Below are 21,888 nucleotides of genomic sequence, written 5' to 3'. Positions count from 1 at the left end.
TTTACTCCTCTCGTATCCCACCACCAAAGAAAATACCTAATTTAATAGTCAAATGGTTTTGGTTGAGATTAATGCTTTGTCCGTCAATAAGATTTCTTTGTCCAAAAATAAAATTGTAGTCGGCTGATAATCTGAAATGCCAAATATCTAATCCGAAGCGTGGTGAAATACCAAATTTACTTCCACGAGCCAGTTCTGGGTATTTATCACCTTTGCTATATGAAGCTGCCGTTGGTCGGAAAAGCCCAGCCCCAAACCCGATAGTGGGGCGAATTTGCCCTTCTCCAAAATGATAATCAGAGATAGCAAGCAATGAAGTAACCCAACCCAATGAGCCTCCTGCATCTTCTGAAGCATTTGTTTTCAAACGCCCAAGTACGGTTGCTTCTGCTCTCACTCCAACTGACAAATTATCTGTTACCAAATATTTAGGTTCAGTAAAAATACCTAAACCAACACCATAATTGCTCGGACGAGCATAGTGCATCCCAATATCCCATCTGAAAGGTGTATGATATTCAGCTTGGGCAAAGGATTGCGAACAAATAGCAAAAAATGAACAGATAATGATGAGTTTCTTCACGAGTGTTTGGTTTTGTGGTTAGCTCTTAGCGGTTAGCATTTGACAATAAAAAATGATATGAGCTAAAAGTACAATTAACTAATTAATCGAATAAACACGGTTTTAGTCAAGATTAGTATATTTTACGCTAAAAATATTTTCAAAAACTGCCAATCTGTCAGTATTTAGGGCTTTGGAACAAGCTTTGATGAATAGACTTCGCTGGCTTTTAGGGTCGCAAAAGATTTGTATTCATGTAAAAATGTCAATAAATTATGGTAGCTGAAAAAGGTACAATTTCGATTAACACGGAAAATATTTTTCCAATCATCAAAAAATTTCTTTATTCCGACCACGAAATCTTCTTACGTGAGTTGGTTTCAAATGCGGTTGATGCCACTCAAAAGCTAAAGAAATTAGCTTCAATGGGTGAATTTGATGGCGAATTAGGTGATTTAACAATCAAAGTTTCGGTCGATAAAGAGGCAAAAACGATCACTATTTCTGACAAAGGAATTGGGATGAATGCCGAAGACATCAAAAAATACATCAACCAAATTGCTTTTTCGGGAGCAAAAGAATTCTTAGAAAAATACAAAGATACTCCTGATACTAATCAAATAATTGGACAGTTTGGTTTAGGTTTTTACTCGGCATTTATGGTTGCTGAAAATGTAGAAATCATTACTAAATCATTCCGTGATACAACACCTGCTCGTTGGATTTGTGATGGTAGTACAGAATTTGAAATCACTGAAGTTGAAAAAGCAGAGCGTGGAACTGACATCATTTTGCACATAGCGGCTGATTCAGAAGAATTTTTAGATAATTTCAGAATTAGTGGTATTTTAGAAAAATACGCCAAATTCTTGCCAATTGAGATTGAATTTGCTGGAAAAGTTATCAATAATCCAAATCCAATTTGGACAAAATCTCCTTCTGAATTAACAGATGAAAATTATAAAGCATTCTACAAAGAATTGTATCCATTTGGTGAAGAACCACTTTTTTGGATTCATTTAAATGTTGATTATCCATTCAACTTAACTGGTGTTTTGTACTTCCCGAAAATCAAGAAGGATTTTCAACTCAATCGTGATAAAGTACAATTATACAGCCGTCAGGTGTTCATTACTGACGACGTAAAAGACGTTGTTCCTGAATTCTTGCAAATGCTTCATGGTGTGATTGATTCACCTGATATTCCATTGAACGTCTCTCGTAGTTATTTACAGGCGGACGGCAATGTGAAGAAAATCAATTCTCACATCACTAAAAAAGTTGCTGATAAATTACAAGAAATCTTCCGCAACGACCGCACAGGTTTTGAAGAAAAATGGGAAAGTGTAGGTGTGTTTGTGAAATATGGTATCGTTTCAGACGATAAATTCTATGACCGTGCAAAAGAATTTATCTTATTAAAAAACGTTGATGGTAAGCATTTTACAATTGATGAGTACCGTGAAAAAGTACAGGTAAATCAGACGAATAAAGAAGACCAAGTTGTATTCTTATATGCCAACGACATCAACCAACAAGATGCTTTTATTGCATCGGCAAAGAAACGTGAGTATGATGTTTTAGTGCTTGATTCCCCGCTGGACGCTCACTTTATTAATGCTTTGGAATCAAAATTAGAAAAAACAACTTTCAAAAGAGTAGATTCAGATAGCATTGATAAATTGATTGACAAAGGGCTGAATTTAGAAAGTGTATTGAATGAAGATGAGAAAAAGAAAGTAGAAGAATTATTCAAAAGTGTAGCAGGGAATAATACGATTCAACTTGAATCGCTTTCACCTGATGAAACACCTGTGAGTATTGTTCAACCTGAATTCATGCGTCGTTGGAAAGATATGCAACGTATCAGTGGGCAAGGAGATATGTTTGGCATGATGCCAATGGGCAATAATGTAGTAGTCAATTCAAACCACAGTTTGATTAGTAAATTATTAAAAACTGAAGATATTGAAGCCCAAAAGGCACTGACAAAGCAGTTGTATGATTTAGGTTTATTAGCTCAAGGAATGCTCACTGGTGCTGAATTAACCAAATTTGTAGAACGCACAGTAGCAGGTTTGTAAAATTAGCATTAGCTGACTTTCAAACATAAAAAAACTCACATGATTTAGTTCTTGTGAGTTTTTTTATAAATGGATAAAGACTGCTTACTGTAAACTGCCTACACCTTCTCCTATCAAAACCTTCTCATAATATCGTTCGTACATTGGGACGATATTAGTAATATCAAACTCTTTTGCACGAGCCAAGGCATTTGCTTTAAAAGTAGGCAAATTTTCGTCTTGCAAAATATATATGGCATTTTTTACCATGTCATCAACATCGCCTACATTACTCAAAAATCCTGTTACTCCCTGAACATTCAACTCAGGTAGGCCACCAGTATTTGATGAAATGACAGGTACTTCACAAGCCATTGCTTCTAACGCTGCCAAACCAAAACTTTCTTTTTCGGAAGGCATTAAAAACAAATCAGCTACCGACAAAACCTCTTCAATTGCATCTAATTTTCCAACAAAACGAACATCTTCGCCCAAATTCAAATCACGACTTAATTGTTCCATTGGTCCACGCTCAGGTCCATCACCAACAAGCAATAGTTTACTTGGTATTTGAGTTTTTAGTTTTGCAAATATCTTTATGATGTCTTCAATACGCTTTACTCGGCGGAAGTTTGATGTATGTACCAACAATTTTTCATCATTTGGACAAATAATACGTTTGAAATGCTCTTTTCTTTGCTTTTTGAAACGCTCTAAATCAACGAAGTTTGGAATTACTTCAATTTCTTTTCTAATATCAAAAGCTTCATAAGTATCTTTTCGTAAATCTGCTGAAACAGTTGTTACCCCATCTGACTCGTTGATACTAAAAGTAACAACTGGTGCAAGCGAGGCATCTTTACCAACAATTGTAATATCAGTACCATGTAAGGTTGTGATAACTGGAATATTTATTCCATGACATTTCAAGATTTGTTTTGCCAAAAATGCCGAAGTTGCATGTGGAATGGCATAATGCACATGTAGTAAATCTAATTTTTCATATTTCACAACATCAACCATTTTACCAGCCAAAGCTGACTCGTAAGGTGGGTATTGAAATAATGGATAACTGGCAATATTTACCTCATGATAAAATATATTTTCATTGAAGAAATCTAAACGGGCAGGTTGGGTATAAGTAATAAAGTGTACCTGATGACCATTTTTAGCGAGTCCCTTTCCGAGTTCGGTAGCTACTACACCACTTCCCCCAAAGGTAGGATAACAAACAATTCCGATTTTCATAGATGCTTTATGTGACTTGTTGATAGTTTTTTAGAATAGATTTTGGGCTTGTTTATCTATCACTATTTAGTACAACAAAATTTTTCAAAAAAAATCCCAAATTTTTGAATTAAGGATTTATTATTATTAAAAGTTACCTCCAATTTTACATAAAAACATCAAAATAAATCTTGTAACAATTACAAATAGCTTGCAAATTAGTACTCGCTTTAATATCTTTGAATACACTAAACTCCAAACTTATAGAAACGCTCAATGCTTTTTTCCGACTTATTCGCTCTCGAAATATCTTGATAGTCTTGTTGACCCAATATATGGTTAGGATTTTCCTGATAGGCCCAAAAGAAGAATGGATAAGCTACTTACTTGATTACAAGCAATTTATGCTTGTTTTTGCTACGATTTCTATTGCATCGGCTGGTTATATTATCAATGATTACTTCGATGTAAAGATTGACTTGATTAATAAGCCACGAGAAGTGGTTATTGGTAAATATATCAAACGACGTTGGGCGATACTTATACATCAAATACTCAATTTCACTGGTATTGCCATTGGGCTTTTTTTAGGTTTAAAAGTTTTTTTAATAAATATTCTAGCGGTTTGTATGCTTTGGTTTTATTCAGAAAGGTTTAAAAAGAAAGCATTTATAGGTAATTTTTTAGTGGCTTTTCTGACTGCATTTTCTTTAGTAATTTTATCTGTTTATTATCAAAAAAACACACTTTTAGTAAATATTTATGCCCTTTTCGCTTTTTCGATTTCATTGATTCGAGAGATTATTAAAGATATGGAAGATATTCGTGGTGATGCTCGTTATGGCTGTCGCACATTACCTATTATTTGGGGAATCAGACGAACAAAAATATTACTATATATTTTCATAATCTCCTTTGTGATTATTCTGATTTCAATGGCTTCAATTCTTGAAAATCAATACCTAATTTCTATTTTTATTATAGGTATTCTCCCTTTTTCGTGGCTTATTTATAAACTTTATTGGGCTGATAAACGACGTGATTTTGCCTTTTTAAGCCGTGTATGCAAAATCATTATGTTGGTAGGCATTTTGAGTATGATATTTGTGTGAATAATACACCAAATAGGACTCCCTTCTGATTTCTTCATTTCCGTTTCTTCCATTGATGCTGCTGTTTTCAAGCTTTGTTGCTTTAACATTAATTAACCTTATTTCAATTATGATTAACCTACTTCTGCCGTATCTCATCATAATTTTGAGGCAACAAAACAATATCACATTTTATGAAAAAGCTTTTCTTACTTTTATTACTTACACAATTAACTTTCGCCCAAAAAATAACGATTAAAGGCTCTGTTTTAGATTCTGCTTCACATCCATTACAATATGCTACAGTGATGTTATTAAATGTAAAAGATTCTTCTTTGGTAAACTTTGGTCGTACCAACGATAAAGGCCTTTTTGAACTCAAGAACATCAATTCTACTAATTATTTATTCAAAATAACTTATATCGGGCATCAAGCATACCTAAAAATGATTGTTCCTGTCGATGCTATTTTAGTTGATTTAGGTATGATAAAATTACAACCTATTAGTAAAGAATTGGCAGAAGTAACTGTTAAAGCAGAAAAAGCACCCGTAACCATCAAAGGTGATACAATTGAGTTTAATGCAGGTTCATTTAAGGTAAAACCCAATGGAGTTGTGGAGGATTTACTGAAAAAATTACCTGGTGTGGAAGTAGATAAAGATGGTACAGTAAAGGCACAAGGCGAAACTGTGAGGCGAGTAACCGTTGATGGAAAAGAGTTTTTTGGAAGAGACCCAAAGATGGCAACCAAAAACCTGCCTGCTGATGCCATTGACAAAGTACAAGTTTATGACAAACGGTCTGACCAATCTGATTTCACTGGCATTGATGATGGTCAACGTCAAAAAAACATCAATCTTACACTCAAAGAAGACCATAAAAAAGGAGCTTTTGGTAAAATTACTGCTGGAGCGGGACTTGACGAACGTTTTGCAGGAAGGTTAAACATCAACCGCTTCAATAAAGATAAGCAATTGTCATTTTTGGGTATGGGGAATAATGTAAACCAACAAGGTTTTTCGATTGATGATTATATGAATTTTACGGGAGATTTGATGAGAATGATGAGTGGCAGGGGCGGTTCAATTAGATTAGAAGTGAATGGGGATGATTCAGGTTTGCCACTCAATTTTGGACAAAAACCGACTGGTTATATGAAAAATTGGGCGGGGGGAATGAATTTCAATAATCCAATCACAAAAAAAACTGAGCTAAATGGTAGCTACTTTTACAATAATCTTAACCAGCTTTCAGAAAGTGAACAAAATCGTGAAAATTTTCTTTCAACTGGCAATTTTAATTCTAATAAAAAGAGTACACAAAACAACATCAACGACAATCATCGTTTGAATTTTACACTCGACCAAAAAATTGATTCACTTAATTCGTTGAAACTTACCTCATATATCAATTACAATAATACCAAGACCAATACCGTGAGTAATAGCCAATCATTGAATGATAAAAATGTATTGTTAAATACAGGCTTTCGCAATTATGTTGGCAATGGCGAAGGAGTAAGTTTAAACAGCAACTTACTTTTTAGACACAGATTCCACAAAAAAGGTCGAACCTTTTCTTCAAATCTAATTTTTGGTTTCAATAATAATACGAGTAAAGGAGATTTAGCTGCCACCAACAAATATTTCAAAGATGAAATCTTGGCTCGTACCGAAAATATTTCACAAAATAACAATAAGGTATCAGACCGCATGAATTATGGCGTAAACGCCTCTTTTACCGAGCCTTTAGGTAAAAGAAAGTATTTAGAATTGAACTATGCTTACTCAAAAAATAATTATAAATCAGATGCGGTGGTGAATGATGTCAAAGACAATATAAGTACTTATAATAAACTCCTAAGTAATAGCTTTGAAAGCTATTTTACTTATAACCGTTTGGGTGCTAATATTAGACTTAATGGTAAAAAATACAACTTTTCTACAGGATTGAATATCCAAAATGCTCATTTAGAAGGTAATTTGTTGCTATTAGATAGCAAAATTTCACGTAGTTTTCAGAATATTTTGCCAAATATGCACTATAACTATGATTTTCAACAATCACAGCATTTGAGATTTGACTATGAAACTAACTTCCAAGAACCGAGTATCAGTCAACTCGCACCCATCACCGATAATCGTGACCCATTGAATATTTATATTGGTAATCCAAACCTGAAACCTGAATATTCTCATCGACTTGGAACAAATTATTCTTCTTTTAATCAATTAAATTTTTCAAGCTTTTTCTCAAGTATTAATCTCGTTTATACAACCAACAAAATCACCGATTCTCAGCAAATTAATGAACTTTTAGTGAGGACTTTACAGCCAATTAATGTAAAAGATGATTATCTATTGAATGGAAACGCTTCTTATGGTTTTCGCATCAAACCTATAAAATTACGAGTTGAACTGACAGAAAATATCATGCTCAATCGAGGAATTGGCTTTGTGAATCAACAAGAGAATCGAACTAAAGGTTTTCAAGCAAATACACGACTCAGGTTAAGCTATCAAAAAGACAACTTTGACTTTTCGACCGAGGCAAAAATTGGGTATAACCAAACACTTTACTCTGTCAACAAGCAACAAAACCAAGAATATTTCAACAATAACTACGCTGCCGACTTAAATTGGACAATCCATAAAAACTTGATTTTTGGCACTGATTTCGATTATACTACCTATACAGGCCTAACTACGGGCTATAACCAAAATATTCCACTTTGGGCTGTTTCGTTATCTACATTTTTCTTGAAAAATCGCCGAGGAGAATTGAAGTTTTCGGTCAATGATTTATTGAATCGTAATACTGGTATCAATCGAGTAGCACAACTCAATTATATACAAGACGAACGTATCCGTACACTTGGAAGATATTTCTTACTGAGTTTTACTTATTCTTTGAAAGGATTCAATCCCACACAAGGACGTGGAGGAATAAGAATTATTACTAGATAAAAAATCAGTATTTGTTGATTTATAGTTCTTGAATTGATGCGTTTTTGCCATATTTTGCATCGTTCAAAGGAATTAAACCTAATTTTCTTTTAAGAATCCTACTTAATTTGATTGCCCAAAGAGGAATGATATGGTCTTTTAATACTGATTTTAGTTGAGGTGTATTAGGAAATGTAAGGAAAATATAATAAAAGCTAATGATAAGTTTTTTAAAATAGCTATTTCTTAGCTGTTTAGCTGATAACATTAGGTAATAATAGCTAGCAATATTTTCTCTGAGTTTCCTATTATATCTATAACGGGTTTCTTTGTTTATCATTCTATACATAAAAATCCTGTTTTTCAAGAAAACAGTGTCATCTTTATGGTCAGTCATACTCATGCCTGCTGAATGTTTTTGATAAACTGCCATGACATTGGGTAAATATTTGATTTTTCCATGCAGAGATGCTAAAATTATTAAAGGAATATCACCACTTTTTGATTTAATCACCCAATCTGGAATGCTTTTAAGGCTATTGGTTCTAATCATTAAACTGGCAGTTGCCATAAACCAAATCTCTTTATTGCCAATCAAATCATCCAGCGTAAAAACATCTTTTACTAAGCCATCGTTTAATAAATAATTGGCCTGTGGAATATCTATAAAATCAACTTTAACATTATGAAAACAAATCGAAAATGATTGATTAGTATCAAGAAAATCTACTTGTTTTTGAAGTTTTAGCTCATCAATCCAGTAATCATCTCCTTCACAAATGGCAAAATATTGCCCGCATATCATATTATGTATATTTCTCCAGCTACGCATCACGCCCAAATTTTCTGCGTTTCTGATATATCTCACCTTTGAGGTCGTAGCAATACTGGCAAGTGTTTCAATAATTATATTTTGAGTAGTATCGGTAGAATTATCATCAGCAATAATAAGTTCAAACTCAAAATCTGTTTTCTGATTCAGGACACTTTCAATCGCTTTTTTGATAAATTTTTCGTGATTGTAAGTTAGAATAAGTACACTAACTTTTATTTCATTGAACTTGTCCATATAATTTAGCTCTTAATTGAAGTCTTTCAATGTCATAATTACATCATAATTTACAGTACCTTGATGCACCTTGTCAATCAATTCTAATACCATTAATGAATCCTTTTTCTGGCGAAAGTGTCTATCATCTCCTAAAAGGGTATTGCCAGAAAAATAAGAAAATACCGAATAAATTTGTTTTTTATCCTTTGAAAGTTGAGCAATTTGAGACCAAATCAACACCTGCTCCTCTGTCAAAACAAAATCGTTTAAATGATTCGGAGAAAACTTCGCATAAATAAAATCGTAAAACTCGTTGTATTGTTGGTATTCAAAAATGAGATTAGTAATTTCTTTGAAATTCTCAATCACTTCTTTAGGAGTATAAATATCCAATGCCTTAAATGCCTCTTTTGATTGTTTTGATTCAAACAAAATGCGAGCTTTCAGGATAATTGCTTTGCTATTATAATGCTGTTTTTTGATAACTTTATCTAATATATATATACTTTCTGAAACTTGATTATTATTGAATAATAACCAAGCATAATCATGATGATTGATAAGGCGATTAGGAGAAAGTTTATTCATTAACTCAAATGTTTTGATGCCTGCTAGTTTCCTATTGCTTTGGTATTCGGCAAAACCTTTTTGATTAAGTAAAACTGGATTCTCAGAATGTTTATTCAATGACGTTTTTAGCACTTCGTCAATACTTGAAAAATATCTTTGATTCAATTCATTAGAAAGTTTACTTGCTAAAACTGAGTTTTGTTTCAGAGCAAAATCTACAGCCACATCATATTCTCCAATAATTGCATTTTTATACGCTTTATCGTATAAACTGATCATTTCTGAAATATTTTGTTCGAGATGGGCTTTACTTAGCAATTCATTTGTTTGAAAACTCTTATAGACAAAGAAATAAAGCGATAAAACCGATAAAAACGATACTACTATTTTAACAAATTTCATCGGTAAATTCACCTTACTTATATCAACTGACCATTTTATGGGGCTATATTTTTGAATGATAATAAACAAGGAAAATATCCCTAAATAACTTATCAAACTATCGAAACCAAAAAATATAAATGCCAAATAAGATACGATGACGCCTGTAAGTAACAGTTTTTCATATCTCAATAATTGATTGTTTTTCATCCAAATGGTCTTAAATGAAATGAAAAAAATCAAGCAGTATGAAAAGAGGCCCAAATAACCTGCTCCTATGATTTGGTCTATAAAATTATTGTGAGAAGAGTCATACCAAAAACCTGCATTATTTAATTCACTTGTAAAATTTTGGAAATAAAAATAAACAAATGAGCCTTGCCCCCAACCCAAAAATGGTTTATCAAAAGTATGTTGTAAACACATTTTCCAAATTTTCAAACGAACCAAACTCGTATCTTCGGCAAAATTGGTATTAACAATTCTATCAATAATATCAATTCTATCCCACTGTCCATATTTTATTCCTACAAATGCAATACTTATCGAAACAATAGAGACAATTAGGGTATAAATAATGAGTTTTAATTTTTCATGTGATTGAATTATGGTAATTATTAACATAATCAATCCACCAATCAAAAGAGCAACAAAAGCAGCTCTTGTTTGTGTAAGCATCAAAGCAATCAAACAAACAATCAAATACAGAATGATTACAAGTTTTGATGGGTAATTTTTCCAACGAAAGAGGCAATAAATACCCAAATATATTTGCAGCACAAGGTATAAAGCAAAGTGCATCGGATTTGACAATACTGATTCTGCTCGATAGTGCTTTCCATTCATTACCTCTGCGATTCCCCAAAAACTCAATGCTGTTCCTATTATTAATGTCAAATAAATAAGCGTATTGATTTGAGTTTCTGAAAATGAATAATTGCTAAATAAAAAGAAAAAAACAACAAAATGTAGCATCCCAACGACTCCCATCATTCGCTCAAAATTTGACAACAAATTGAGGTAAATATCTGTACCTAATATAGCTGCCAAAAGGCTGATTACAAAATAAATTAAAACAGCCAATTGTAGATAATTAAATTTTATACTCGTTATTTTTTGTCGAAAAAGGGTAAAAATTAAAGCTACATCTATAACCAACCAAAAGTAAAGAGACCGCTGGACAATGGTTCCGAAAATTGTTGTTTTAGAATGAATGAGTGGCGTTAAAGTCAATAATAATGCTATATAAAATAAGTAGTTAGTTTGTTTTTTGGTGTGGTCCATCCCTGCAACTATTTTAAAAAATTAGAAAAAATACGAGAAGAAGAAAATAATCTTAATTTTGATTTTATTGCCGAATACACTTCGCCATCTCTTGTGTCACGAATAATATTACACCCTACCCCAATGATGTTATTCATCCCTACTTTTAAATTTTGATTAATCGTAGCATTCATTCCAATAAATGTATTTTTTTCAACTGTCACACTACCACCAATCGTGCATCCACTCAGCGTTACATTGGTTTCTATAGTAGAATGATGACCTATTATTGAACTAAAAATTAAAGTATTGTTTCCAATGCTCACAAAGGGCTGTATTACACATCCTTCACTAATGAATACATTGTTTCCAAGCTGACAATCAAACCAATATTGTGATTTTGAGGATAAATAATTAGCAAATGTGTAGTTCATAGTGCTTATTTTTGCATAGATTCTATCTCTCACAGAATTATTGCCTACTGCAACAAAAATATGATATTCAACTGAAGGAAAATGTTCGGCAATCTTGCCTAAATCATAAATAGGTAAGCCTAATCGGTGTTGTGTAGTTGAGGGCATAAACTCTGTTTCGATACAAAAACAAACGACCTCGTACTCACTATCATGTGTAAACACAAAATAGGCATATTCAGCCAACTTCCCAGTGCCATAAATGATAAGTTTATGTTTTTTAGTGATCATGATTGGGTTTTCAAACAGATTTAGAAGGACTCACTCTTTCAGCAAATATATTTTAAACGGCTTACTGTTGCTATTTTAGCATTTATACCAATTGCTATTTTACTATCACCACAAAATGCTAAAATTTTGAACTAATATTAAAATAAGTATTTTGTGTAATTTAACTACAAGCAAAAATTAGTACAAGCATTTTTTATTATACGGTACTTTATTTTAATTTCCAATGAAGTAAATTATTCATAACTCAATGATTATGAATAACTTATAAATAATATGGCATTACTTTATTTAGCTGCATCTGTCATATCAAATAATGTATTTCGATATACTTTTCTCTGAAAATAAATATCACTTATGCAGAAGTAATCAAATTCGATGACTAAATATAAATTAGAAGATTAGTAAGAAAGTTATGTGAATTTAACTTATTACAAACTAAAAATCATTGGTACCCATTCACCTCATCTAGCATTCTTAGATATAACTTTTCTACTTTTTTTCTTGCCCAATCAGTTTTTCGTAGAAATTTAAGGCTTGATTTTAATGTTGGATTATTAGCGAAGCAATTAATATTGATATGGTAAGCCATTTGGTCCCAACCATAATAATCATGTAGTTCTTTTACAATCCTCTCAAGAGTAATGCCATGAAGCGGGTTGTTAGGTTGAGGTTGCTCTTGGTTCATTCTTTTTAAAAGTTTCTATTTTTTTGTTAAAAAGTGCTTGTAATATTGTTGAATATTTATGCAAAAAATACTAAATGCTTTGCAAGCAACATTAATTATCAGCACAATCAATTCTACTTCTTCTTTTTCTTTCCTTTTTTACGCTTTTCCTCTATCTTTTCGGCCTCCAATAGCAAAGCTTTTAGGTCATAATTTGTCGTATCTTTTGAAAAATCTATGGTTTCAGTGTAGTCATTTTTATCAATTTCTAAAACCCTGATAGCTTTATCCATAAATCCTTCAATTTCTGCTAAAATAGGCTTTTCTTCAGTACTACAGAATGAAACTGCTAAACCTTTTTTTGTCCCTCTACCCGTGCGGCCTACTCGGTGTACATAATTTTCGGGAACATCAGGCAAATCATAATTGACTACATAATCCACGTTAGCAATATCAATTCCTCTGGCACTTACGTCGGTAGCAATCAAAACCTTACTTTCACCTTCCCTAAATTTATTTAAAACTGTTAATCGATCTTGTTGTTCTTTATCACCATGTATCGTTTCACTGGCAATACCAACCCGCTCCATTGCTGCTTTTACTCTCTCAGCACGTACTTTGGTACGCACAAAAACCAAAATTTTACTGTCTGGGTTTTCATTAATGACTCTCTCCAAGAAAAAACGTTTGTCGTCCATTTCTACAAATACCACCGAATGTGTAATATTTTTTGAAACAGGGTCTTTAGGCGAAACTTGAATTCTAATTGGATTTTTGACCAGTGAATAAGCTACTTTTTTGATTTGCTCATTAATAGTTGCCGAAAAAAACAAAGTTTGATGATTACGTGGCAAAAACTTTTTTACATCTTGAATATCCTTGATAAAACCCAAATCAAGCATGTGGTCAGCTTCATCCAGTACCAATATTTCAACACCTGTAATTTTGAGATGTTTTTGATAAATCAAATCAAACATTCGACCTGGCGTGGAGATAAGAATATCTATTCCTTTCTCAATTGTTGCTATTTGTGGCTCTTGTTCTACTCCGCCAAAAAGGCATAAAGTCTCAACTTTTGTTCCACGAGCCAATTGCTGAAAAACCTCTGTAATCTGAATCGCCAGCTCTCGAGTAGGTACCATGACTATACACTTTAATCCTTCTTGATACCTTACCGAATACTTCATTTCTTGCAAAATGCTTATAATCGGAATAGCGAATGCTGCCGTTTTCCCAGTACCTGTTTGGGCAATTGCCAATACATCTTCTCCTTTTAAAATTGGAGGAATCGACTTAAATTGAATATCAGTTGGCTTTTTAAAGCCTAATTTTTCTAAATTTTGCTTGATTTCGAGCGAGATACTATAATCTTCAAATTTCATTTTTCGCCACGTTTATCAATATATCCTTTGCCAATACCCCTAAAAGCACCACCTTTTAGTTTTCCTTGTGCATTGAGTTTGCCTGCTTGAGAAGCTTTATCTTTTTTCTCTGAAATACTCACTTCAATAGTACGCCCCATGAGTTCTGTCCCATTGAGTTCATAAATTGCCTTGCGTACTTCGTCTTCGTCGGGCATTTCTACAAAACCAAAGCCTTTGTTTTGACGAGTCACCTTACTTTTTACTATTTTGACAGAAGTAACTTCTCCAAATTTCTCAAACATTTCTCTTAATTCTTTTTCCTTTAACTTAAAAGGAATACTTCCCACAAAAATATCCATTGCTTATTTCTTATTTTTTTACAAAAGTACGGATTTTTAGACGAAAATGTAGATAACTAAGTGAAAAGGCTCAAAAGATGAGGTTTTACAATTATTCATTTTCCATCACACGGGCGACTCCTTATTAATTATACATTCACTACTTACTCTTCATAAAACTTGATACCGTTTTTTGCCAAAAAAGTTTTGATAATATCTACATGAATGCAATGCCCTACATGAAGAAAAGGTTGATTATTAACTTTGATAGTTTTACCATTGACATTATGCTCGGCATCCATCATGTCAAAACCCAAATGTAATGCGTTTGTTTTGCTTTGCATTCCACAAACCAAGCCATTTCGGTCAAAAAGTGGGCCTCCGCTTTGTCCACGTAAGCCAGGAGTGCTTAACTCTACACCAAAAATTGTTCCTTCATCAACCAAATGTCTGGTGAGCATTCCATCAATCGGAAAGCGTGGTGTACCTATAATTCCAGTATTTGTCCATGAAATTTCATCTGATTTTTGGTCGTATTGAAAATTGGTAAACTCAGGAAAAGGGTAACCTAAACGGCATAAAGATTTACCTTGTTTGAGAGAAGAACCATCTTTTAAAAATCGTGCGTAAGATTGATAAAGAGGCTGACTAAAGTCATCAAAGATAATAATTGACAAATCATATTTTGGATGATTGATCCATCTAAATCTCAATTCTGAATCTGCTGTGCAGTCCAAAAACCTTTCGCTCAGTTCGACCATCACATCAGATTTATAATTGTATTTGGTTTCTAATTGTTTCAAGGCCTCTTGATATTGAGCATTTTGGGCAATTGCTGCTCTTTCTCTACGAAAATTAGCATAGTTTTGATTAATTACTGCCCTATTTCCAATCAAATCCATGACGTGTTTACAGGTAATGGCACATGCAAACTCATTCACAAAAAACAAGGTAGCGGCTCCACCTGTTATTATTTTTTCATTATAATTTCTTGAAATAAACTGAATTGCTCTTGTATATTGGCCTACCTCCTCAATTGCATCTACAAACATACTTTTAAATTTTATTTTAGTTTGATTCAAACTTAACAAAAAAAGAGCCAATTGATTTAGCTCTTTGAAGATTCCAATAAAATTATTTTCTTTTCCAAAACTGAATTTTAGCCCAAATATTCATTTGCTTTTGGCCAGATTTTTCTTCTTTCAAAAAATCATCAATCATAATAACATCTCGAAAATCTTGGTTTCTTTTAGCAAAAACCTTTATCTCACGCAAATCGTTGATATGAAGTACCCGAATTGTATGACCTTGGGTTTGTTGAACTCTTGCTCGATTATAACATTTATCAAAATCAAATTTCTTATGTACAAATGTAAGTATATCAATTGGCACTCTCAACAAAACGCATAAATTCGGAATTTTCTAAATCCATGTAGGCTTTTTGATAATGATTGTACGTTGAGTTTTTTTGGTAGGTTCATTATGAATTTGGCGATATTCTTCTTGCATTTGAAATAGACTTATTAGTCTTTCGGTCGGTGTGATTTTTCGCCCCATTTCCAATAAATGCAGATATTGGTCACCAATATGTTTGTGTCGAATTATTTTCCGCTCTCCCATTTTATAGCCATTTTGATATAAAATTAACTAAAAACTCGAATAAACTATCTTTTCTAATAATTTGTAAAGAATTCTTCAATATTTCATCACAAAGCCAAAAGTCCAAAATCTTTTAAAGTATTGACAGGTTTATTATACCATAATAGTTCAAAATCTTCTAATCCTGCAGCTTCGTAGTGTGCTTTTACTTCTTGAAGGGTATAAACTTTGACATTTTTGGGAGAGATTTTATCTAAAATTTCAGCTAACCAATCGCCTTGAGCTTGATTGAGTTTGATACTGAAGGTTTCTTTTTTGTCGTGGAAAGTCAAATTAGCTACTACCCCTTTTTTGTTTGTAACGTATGTAATCAAAGGCTTTTTACCCAACCAAACAATTTTTGCAGAAGGCTTTAAAATGTATGGTTCTTCTTCCAACAAGGCATTTTCAATATAATTTTTCGGTACTTTGGTGCGTGGAACTTTGAAGTCGAACCATTCTTGAAGTGGATAATCAAAACAAATGCCGTGCATAAAATTGAGTAATGATTTCTTCAAACCATAACTAAAAGCGTCATGGTCAGCACCTTTGGGGTCAGAAAAAACCAAATCATTATTGGCAAAAGTTCCTATTTCATCACTTTCACGTTGTACCGAAAATTGTTCGGGATAAAGTCCAACGGGACTGTGAGCAGTCATAGCAAATTGATGCCAAAAACCAGATTGTAAAGTGCCAATTTCAAACATCTGACGTACCATTTCGAGCGAATCAATGGTTTCTTGGGCGGTTTGTGTAGGAAAACCATACATCAAATAAGCATGAACCATAATACCTGCTTCGGTAAAATTGCGAGTGACTTGTGCCACTTGAGCAACAGTAACGCCTTTCTGAATCAACTCCAACAAGCGATCGGAAGCAACCTCCAAACCTCCCGAAACAGCAATGCAACCAGACGCTTTCAGCAATAAACACAAATCTTGACTAAAGCTTTTTTCAAATCTAATATTTGTCCACCAAGTTACGGTGAGTTTTCGGCGTAAAATCTCTAATGCTAATGCTCGCATCAATGCTGGCGGAGCAGCTTCATCTACAAAATGAAAGCCATTTTCACCTGTTTGGGCAATCATTTCTTCCATTCTATCGCAAAGTAAATTAGCTGCGATAGGTTCGTAAATTTTGATATAATCAAGTGAAATATCGCAAAAAGTACATTTTCCCCAATAACAACCATGAGCCATAGTCAGCTTATTCCAACGCCCATCGCTCCACATGCGGTGCATTGGGTTGACGATTTCTATCACCGAAATGTATTTGTCCAATAATAAATCGCTGTAATCAGGTGTGCCAACTTCCGATTGTTTGTAGTCTTTTGTTAGACTATTATTGGTATATGATACTTCACCATTAATTAAGGTAAAAGCTCTTTTAAGTTGTTCAACTGAGCGTTTGCCTTCAATGTAATCAATTAAATTTTCAATCGGAGCTTCTCCATCATCAAGCGTAATAAAATCAAAAAACTCAAAAACACGAGCATCCGAAAGCGAGCGAAGTTCGGTATTGGCAAAACCACCTCCCATTGCCACTTTTACATTGGGGTAATACTTTTTTATCCATTGTCCAATGCGAAACGCACTGTATAGATTTCCAGGAAAAGGCACTGAAATAGCCACTAATTTTGGTTGAATCACGGCCATCCTTTCTTCCAAAATTTTAATCAGGATTGTATCAATGTAAGTAAAATCTTGCTGCAAAATGCCATATAATTCATCAAAACTATTGGCTGAACGTCCCAAACGCTCGGCATAACGACTAAATCCAAAATGTGGGTCAACACATTCCATGATTAAATCAGAAATATCTTCGAGATAGAGTGTTGCTAAATGTTTGGCTTTGTCCTGCATTCCCATCGAACCAAATGCCCAATCGAGGTCGTCAAGCTGGGCAAAGCGAGATGCTTCTGGCAAGAAATTATCTTGACAAATCTGATTGGCTAAAGTCGGATTTTTACCTTGAAGAAATAAGATGACGGCATCAATTGTATTGGCGTAATCTTCTTGTAAAGCAATAATTCTTGCCGCATTTGCGGAGAAAGCTCCTCCATCGGGGGGCAAGGAGCTAAATAATTCTATTAAACCTTCTTTTGAAAAAATCTTTAAAATTACCTCAATTCCCAAGTCAGCCTGAAAGCAGGAGATATTTTTTGTCTTCAGAAAACCCTTAATATAGGCCGTCGCTGGATACGGTGTATTCAGTTGGGTAAAAGGCGGTGTTATGGCAAAAACAGTCGTATTCAAAATAAATCACCCTTGATTAATTGCATAAAAATTATAATGCTTCCATTTAAGCATATCTTCTTTTTGCAAAATTGGGACAATTTCTGTATTTAATTCAAAATCATTGAAATAAAATAATGAATATCCGATTGAACTTAACACCTCAAAATGCTCAAATCTATCAGCAGGGGAAGATTGGAAAAAACATTCCGAAACGACAATTGGCTTAAATTCGATTAAAATATTTCTGATTGATTTGATGATTTCTTTGTCATAACCTTCAGTATCAATCTTTATAAAACGTAATTTAGGTAATTTTTGGGCAAAATTTTTCTTTAAAAAAGCTTCCAAATTAATACCTTTTATCTTTTTTTCAAGCACATATTTGCCATGTTTTCCAGATTTCTCCTTAGAAATACCTCCATTATTAAACGAAGCTTCTGATGAGGTGTAGAAAAATTCATCATCAAAATCAGTAATCGCAAAATTGAAAGGCTGAATATTAGACAATTGCAGATTTAAAGTAGCATTTTGTTCTAAAACCTTAAATACAAAAGGGTTTGGGTCGAATGATAACGTTAATCCTGTTTTGCCACAAGCAATCGACATGGGTACAGAAGTATGACCAATATTTGCTCCAATATCAATCACTAAATCGCCTTCGTTAATAAATTTCTTAAAAAACGCTATTGATGCTTCTGGGATGTCTTTTTTTTCAACGAGAGGATTGTTCCAATTTGCAAATTTTATCGTGCCATAAGCATTTGTTTCAAACGAATCTAATGTCGTTGAATACTCTTTGGTCACTCTTCGAGCAAGCTTCCTTTTAAAGGAATTAATTAGGTAATTTAACATATAAATAATAGGTTATTTTTAAAAAATTTGCCTGCTATAAAATGATTTAAGAGCATTTGAATAACATATTCAAAAAACACAATATTTTATATCAAATTAATCCTAAATACTGGCTAAAAGGCATCACCAAGTTTTAAATATACAAAAATACTTATACAAATTTTCAATGAAACATGTCTATATTAAAGTAAATTTTTAGTTCAAAATCAGTAATTTTTAAACAAAAAAAGGTGAAATGCGATTGCACTCCACCTTTCATAATTTAGAAAATTATACTTTTAATTATTTCGGATAATGATTCTCGCTCCTCCTGGGCCGCCATCTTTTATACCCATTTCTTTCATGTAATCATCTCTGATTTTCTTGAATTCTTTGGCAGTTACTTTTTTGCCGCCTGTGGGTACTTTTAAATCTTTACTTACATCAGTCAAAGTAACTTTCTGAGCAGTAATCATTTGTAATCCATCATTGATATCAACTCCTAAAATCATTCCTGGTAATCCCCAATAATTTTGTGGCCCCGACGAACACACCAAAGCGTCAGTAAACCATGCTACAATATCTTGTTTGGTTTCGTCATTGTGATAGGTAGCTTTTTTACAATCATATCCAGCAATTTTCTTCGTTTCATCAACAAATTTCCATGCCATCGTTTTCAAAGAATCTTCCACACGAAATTTCTTTCCTGCAAAATCAGTCAACATGGTATATTGTGTATTATCAAAATTGCGATAAATATCCTGCTGAGGTCGATTAAATTTCATCTGAACATTCGCTCCACCCGAAGTTGTATTAATTTCTTGGTCTTCTTCCTCAACATTTGTATAAAATGACGCATTAGGCTTAAAAAACAAGCGATTTTTACTCGTTCTAAATTCTGGAATCATGCTTTTCATTTGTTCATTATCCATTGTGATACTTTTGTGCATATTTACTTTGAATTCAAACTCAATTACACCTTCTTGACTTTGTGCAAAAGAAAACTGGCTATAAATAAGTGCTAAAAGAGTGCCAAAAGTAACCTTGGCAATTGATTTGAAAAAAGGTTTCATATAGGTTTTGATTTCGTGATAAGTTTTATGTCACAAAAGTATTATTCTAATCTTGCTTCAAAGGTTAATCTGCCTTACAATAATGTTAATTAAGGTTAATGAAAGCATAGAATAACAAAAAACTCTGTTATTTTTGAACATTAGTAAAGCCAATTGGTAGTTGCCTAAATTTATCAAAGCCCTTGAAATTTTTCAAGCAAAATAAAACCTCCTTATTTTTGATGTGCGTGAGCGTATTATTGCTGACGCTATTCAATTTGTTTTGGCTACGGCAAAATTATAGTGAACAGCAAAATAATCTACAAAAAGATATAAATAATACTTTTGAAAAAACCATTGCTTCGATGCAAGATTCGCTCATAAAAAAGCAAGTAGATGAAGCAATGAAAGGCCAAAAGGCTCAAAAATATCAACTTAAAAAGACTGTAACTGATATAAATTTGAAAAAAGATAACCGAAGTATTGTATATATCAGTAAACCAAACAATAAGCCAATTTTAAAGCGTGATTCGGTCTTTTTTGAACAAATTTCAGTCAATTCAACCAATAGGCAGCATCTTTCTGATTCGATGGGTCGCCGACTTCTAAGCTCAATGATTAAGTCTTTTCGCTTAGATTCCGGGGGAAGAAGCATAAAAATTGAGTTAAAATTAGACTCTTCTTCCAAGCACAACTTCAATACTCCCAATCGAATAATGGTGATGTCGAGCCTCAAAGGCGAAATAGAACAAACTCCAAAAAAAATAGCTCTCAAAACAAAGTTTCAGAAATCTGATAATATTGTAATCAAATTGGTCAATGACTCCTTAAAAACAGCAGAAATACAAGAAAAATATCGTTCAAAACTTCAAAAACAACAGATAATTTTACCGTTTTCCATCACTGTCAATCCAAAAGAAAAAAACAATACGCCAAATGTAATTACGGCAAAAGCTACCTTAGGATTGCTCACTTATCAAGCAAATTTTGACAATTTCCGATGGTTTTTAACAAAAAAAATCATTCCTCAAATTTTGTTTTCATTTTTTCTAATCGCCATTACAACCATTTCATTTCTACTCATTTTTAGAAATCTGCAACAACAACGCCGCTTGACTGAACTCAAAAATGATTTTGTTAGCAACGTTACTCATGAACTCAAAACGCCTATTTCGACAGTAAGTGTAGCGATTGAAGCGTTAAGTAATTTTAATGTTTTACAAAATCCTGCACAGACAAAAGAATATCTGGAAATATCAAAGAACGAGTTGAATCGCCTCACCATTTTGGTAGATAAAGTACTAAAAATGAGCATTTTTGAGCAGAAAGATTTAGCTTTAAAAATAGAAATATTAGACTTTAAATCATTGGTCGAAAATGTATTGGCAACGATGAAACTCCAATTTGAAAAATACCATGCTCAAATTGATTATGATTTTTTAGGTAATTATTTCACGCTCGAAGGTGATGTTATACATCTCACCAATGTGGTGTATAATTTATTAGAAAATGCTCTAAAATATAGTCCAAATCCACTCATTTCGATTCGTTTGACTGAAGAAAATCAAGAAATAAAATTGGCCATTCAAGACAATGGTATCGGTATTTCAGAGGAATATTTGCCTAAAATATTTGAAAAGTTTTTCCGTGTACCAACGGGCGATGTTCATAATACAAAAGGCTATGGATTAGGTTTGAGCTATGTTCACAGTGTTGTCGAAAAACACAATGGAACAATACAAGTTAGTAGTAAAATTGGAGAAGGGAGCTGTTTTACTTTGAGTTTTTAGCTTTTAGCGGTTTAGCTATTAGCATTAAGCTTTTAGCAAAAAACTTCTTCTCAGTCATTTAAACTTCATAGTCAAAATTTAAATTATAAAAAAAGCTAACCGCTAATAGTTAAA

General features: G+C 33.0%; 18 protein-coding genes. 4 read left to right on the top strand and 14 right to left on the bottom strand.

Annotated features, from left to right (window positions below; translation table 11 throughout):
* Position 1: 1 nt before the first annotated feature.
* On the bottom strand, positions 2 to 583 hold the full coding sequence (locus ACQUQZ_RS06385; RefSeq protein WP_435353969.1) for a hypothetical protein: 582 nt from the start codon (positions 581 to 583) through the stop codon (positions 2 to 4).
* Between the two features lie 254 nt (positions 584 to 837).
* Between ACQUQZ_RS06385 and htpG the strand changes: the two genes are divergently transcribed.
* Positions 838 to 2,646, top strand: a complete 1,809-nt coding sequence (htpG, locus tag ACQUQZ_RS06380; RefSeq protein ID WP_435353968.1) for a molecular chaperone HtpG — start codon at positions 838 to 840, stop codon at positions 2,644 to 2,646.
* A gap of 84 nt (positions 2,647 to 2,730) precedes the next feature.
* On the opposite strand, the gene bshA is transcribed toward htpG, so the two are convergent.
* Entirely contained in the window at positions 2,731 to 3,873 is a 1,143-nt protein-coding gene (gene bshA / locus ACQUQZ_RS06375) for an N-acetyl-alpha-D-glucosaminyl L-malate synthase BshA (RefSeq protein WP_435353967.1), read from the bottom strand.
* A gap of 218 nt (positions 3,874 to 4,091) precedes the next feature.
* Between bshA and ACQUQZ_RS06370 the strand changes: the two genes are divergently transcribed.
* Both ACQUQZ_RS06370 and ACQUQZ_RS06365 read left to right on the top strand, forming a co-directional pair.
* Entirely contained in the window at positions 4,092 to 4,964 is an 873-nt protein-coding gene (locus tag ACQUQZ_RS06370) for a geranylgeranylglycerol-phosphate geranylgeranyltransferase (RefSeq protein WP_435353966.1), read from the top strand.
* A gap of 173 nt (positions 4,965 to 5,137) precedes the next feature.
* Positions 5,138 to 7,912, top strand: coding sequence for an outer membrane beta-barrel protein (locus ACQUQZ_RS06365; RefSeq protein ID WP_435353965.1), 2,775 nt, complete (start codon positions 5,138 to 5,140; stop codon positions 7,910 to 7,912).
* A gap of 19 nt (positions 7,913 to 7,931) precedes the next feature.
* Here the strand turns inward: ACQUQZ_RS06365 and ACQUQZ_RS06360 are convergent, their stop codons facing one another.
* From ACQUQZ_RS06360 to ACQUQZ_RS06305, 12 genes are all read right to left on the bottom strand, one after another.
* Entirely contained in the window at positions 7,932 to 8,960 is a 1,029-nt protein-coding gene (locus ACQUQZ_RS06360; RefSeq protein ID WP_435353964.1) for a glycosyltransferase family 2 protein, read from the bottom strand.
* A gap of 12 nt (positions 8,961 to 8,972) precedes the next feature.
* A complete protein-coding gene (locus tag ACQUQZ_RS06355) occupies positions 8,973 to 11,177 on the bottom strand; it encodes an O-antigen ligase family protein (RefSeq protein WP_435353963.1) in 2,205 nt (734 codons plus the stop codon).
* A gap of 8 nt (positions 11,178 to 11,185) precedes the next feature.
* The gene (locus ACQUQZ_RS06350; protein WP_435353962.1) at positions 11,186 to 11,860 is read right to left on the bottom strand and encodes an acetyltransferase; all 675 of its coding nucleotides are present in this window, start codon (positions 11,858 to 11,860) and stop codon (positions 11,186 to 11,188) included.
* A gap of 442 nt (positions 11,861 to 12,302) precedes the next feature.
* Positions 12,303 to 12,545 carry a VF530 family DNA-binding protein gene (locus tag ACQUQZ_RS06345; protein WP_435353961.1) on the bottom strand — a complete coding sequence of 81 codons (243 nt, stop codon included), beginning with the start codon at positions 12,543 to 12,545 and terminating at the stop codon, positions 12,303 to 12,305.
* 113 nt (positions 12,546 to 12,658) lie between these two features.
* The gene (locus tag ACQUQZ_RS06340) at positions 12,659 to 13,906 is read right to left on the bottom strand and encodes a DEAD/DEAH box helicase (protein WP_435353960.1); all 1,248 of its coding nucleotides are present in this window, start codon (positions 13,904 to 13,906) and stop codon (positions 12,659 to 12,661) included.
* Positions 13,903 to 14,247, bottom strand: coding sequence for an RNA recognition motif domain-containing protein (locus ACQUQZ_RS06335; protein ID WP_435353959.1), 345 nt, complete (start codon positions 14,245 to 14,247; stop codon positions 13,903 to 13,905). The genes ACQUQZ_RS06340 and ACQUQZ_RS06335 overlap by 4 nt, the downstream gene beginning before the upstream one ends.
* Before the next feature lie 143 nt (positions 14,248 to 14,390).
* Positions 14,391 to 15,278: a trypsin-like peptidase domain-containing protein gene (locus ACQUQZ_RS06330; protein WP_435353958.1), complete on the bottom strand. Its 888-nt coding sequence runs from the start codon at positions 15,276 to 15,278 to the stop codon at positions 14,391 to 14,393.
* A gap of 82 nt (positions 15,279 to 15,360) precedes the next feature.
* On the bottom strand, positions 15,361 to 15,618 hold the full coding sequence (locus tag ACQUQZ_RS06325) for a hypothetical protein (protein WP_435353957.1): 258 nt from the start codon (positions 15,616 to 15,618) through the stop codon (positions 15,361 to 15,363).
* 30 nt (positions 15,619 to 15,648) lie between these two features.
* The gene (locus ACQUQZ_RS06320) at positions 15,649 to 15,846 is read right to left on the bottom strand and encodes a hypothetical protein (RefSeq protein ID WP_435353956.1); all 198 of its coding nucleotides are present in this window, start codon (positions 15,844 to 15,846) and stop codon (positions 15,649 to 15,651) included.
* Positions 15,847 to 15,932: 86 nt separating this feature from the next.
* Entirely contained in the window at positions 15,933 to 18,119 is a 2,187-nt protein-coding gene (locus ACQUQZ_RS06315; RefSeq protein WP_435353955.1) for a B12-binding domain-containing radical SAM protein, read from the bottom strand.
* A gap of 6 nt (positions 18,120 to 18,125) precedes the next feature.
* Positions 18,126 to 18,953: an FkbM family methyltransferase gene (locus ACQUQZ_RS06310; RefSeq protein ID WP_435353953.1), complete on the bottom strand. Its 828-nt coding sequence runs from the start codon at positions 18,951 to 18,953 to the stop codon at positions 18,126 to 18,128.
* Between the two features lie 278 nt (positions 18,954 to 19,231).
* Entirely contained in the window at positions 19,232 to 20,005 is a 774-nt protein-coding gene (locus tag ACQUQZ_RS06305) for a GLPGLI family protein (RefSeq protein ID WP_435353952.1), read from the bottom strand.
* 182 nt (positions 20,006 to 20,187) lie between these two features.
* Here ACQUQZ_RS06305 and ACQUQZ_RS06300 point away from each other — a divergent pair, with 182 nt between their 5' ends.
* Positions 20,188 to 21,774 (top strand): sensor histidine kinase, encoded by a 1,587-nt coding sequence (locus tag ACQUQZ_RS06300; protein ID WP_435353951.1) that lies wholly within the window; start codon positions 20,188 to 20,190, stop codon positions 21,772 to 21,774.
* The last annotated feature ends 114 nt before the right edge of the window (positions 21,775 to 21,888 follow it).

Source organism: Emticicia sp. SJ17W-69 (genome assembly GCF_051209875.1).
In the GTDB taxonomy this organism is placed as follows: Bacteria; Bacteroidota; Bacteroidia; order Cytophagales; family Spirosomataceae; genus Emticicia.
This window is presented reverse-complemented; position numbering and strand designations above follow the sequence as displayed.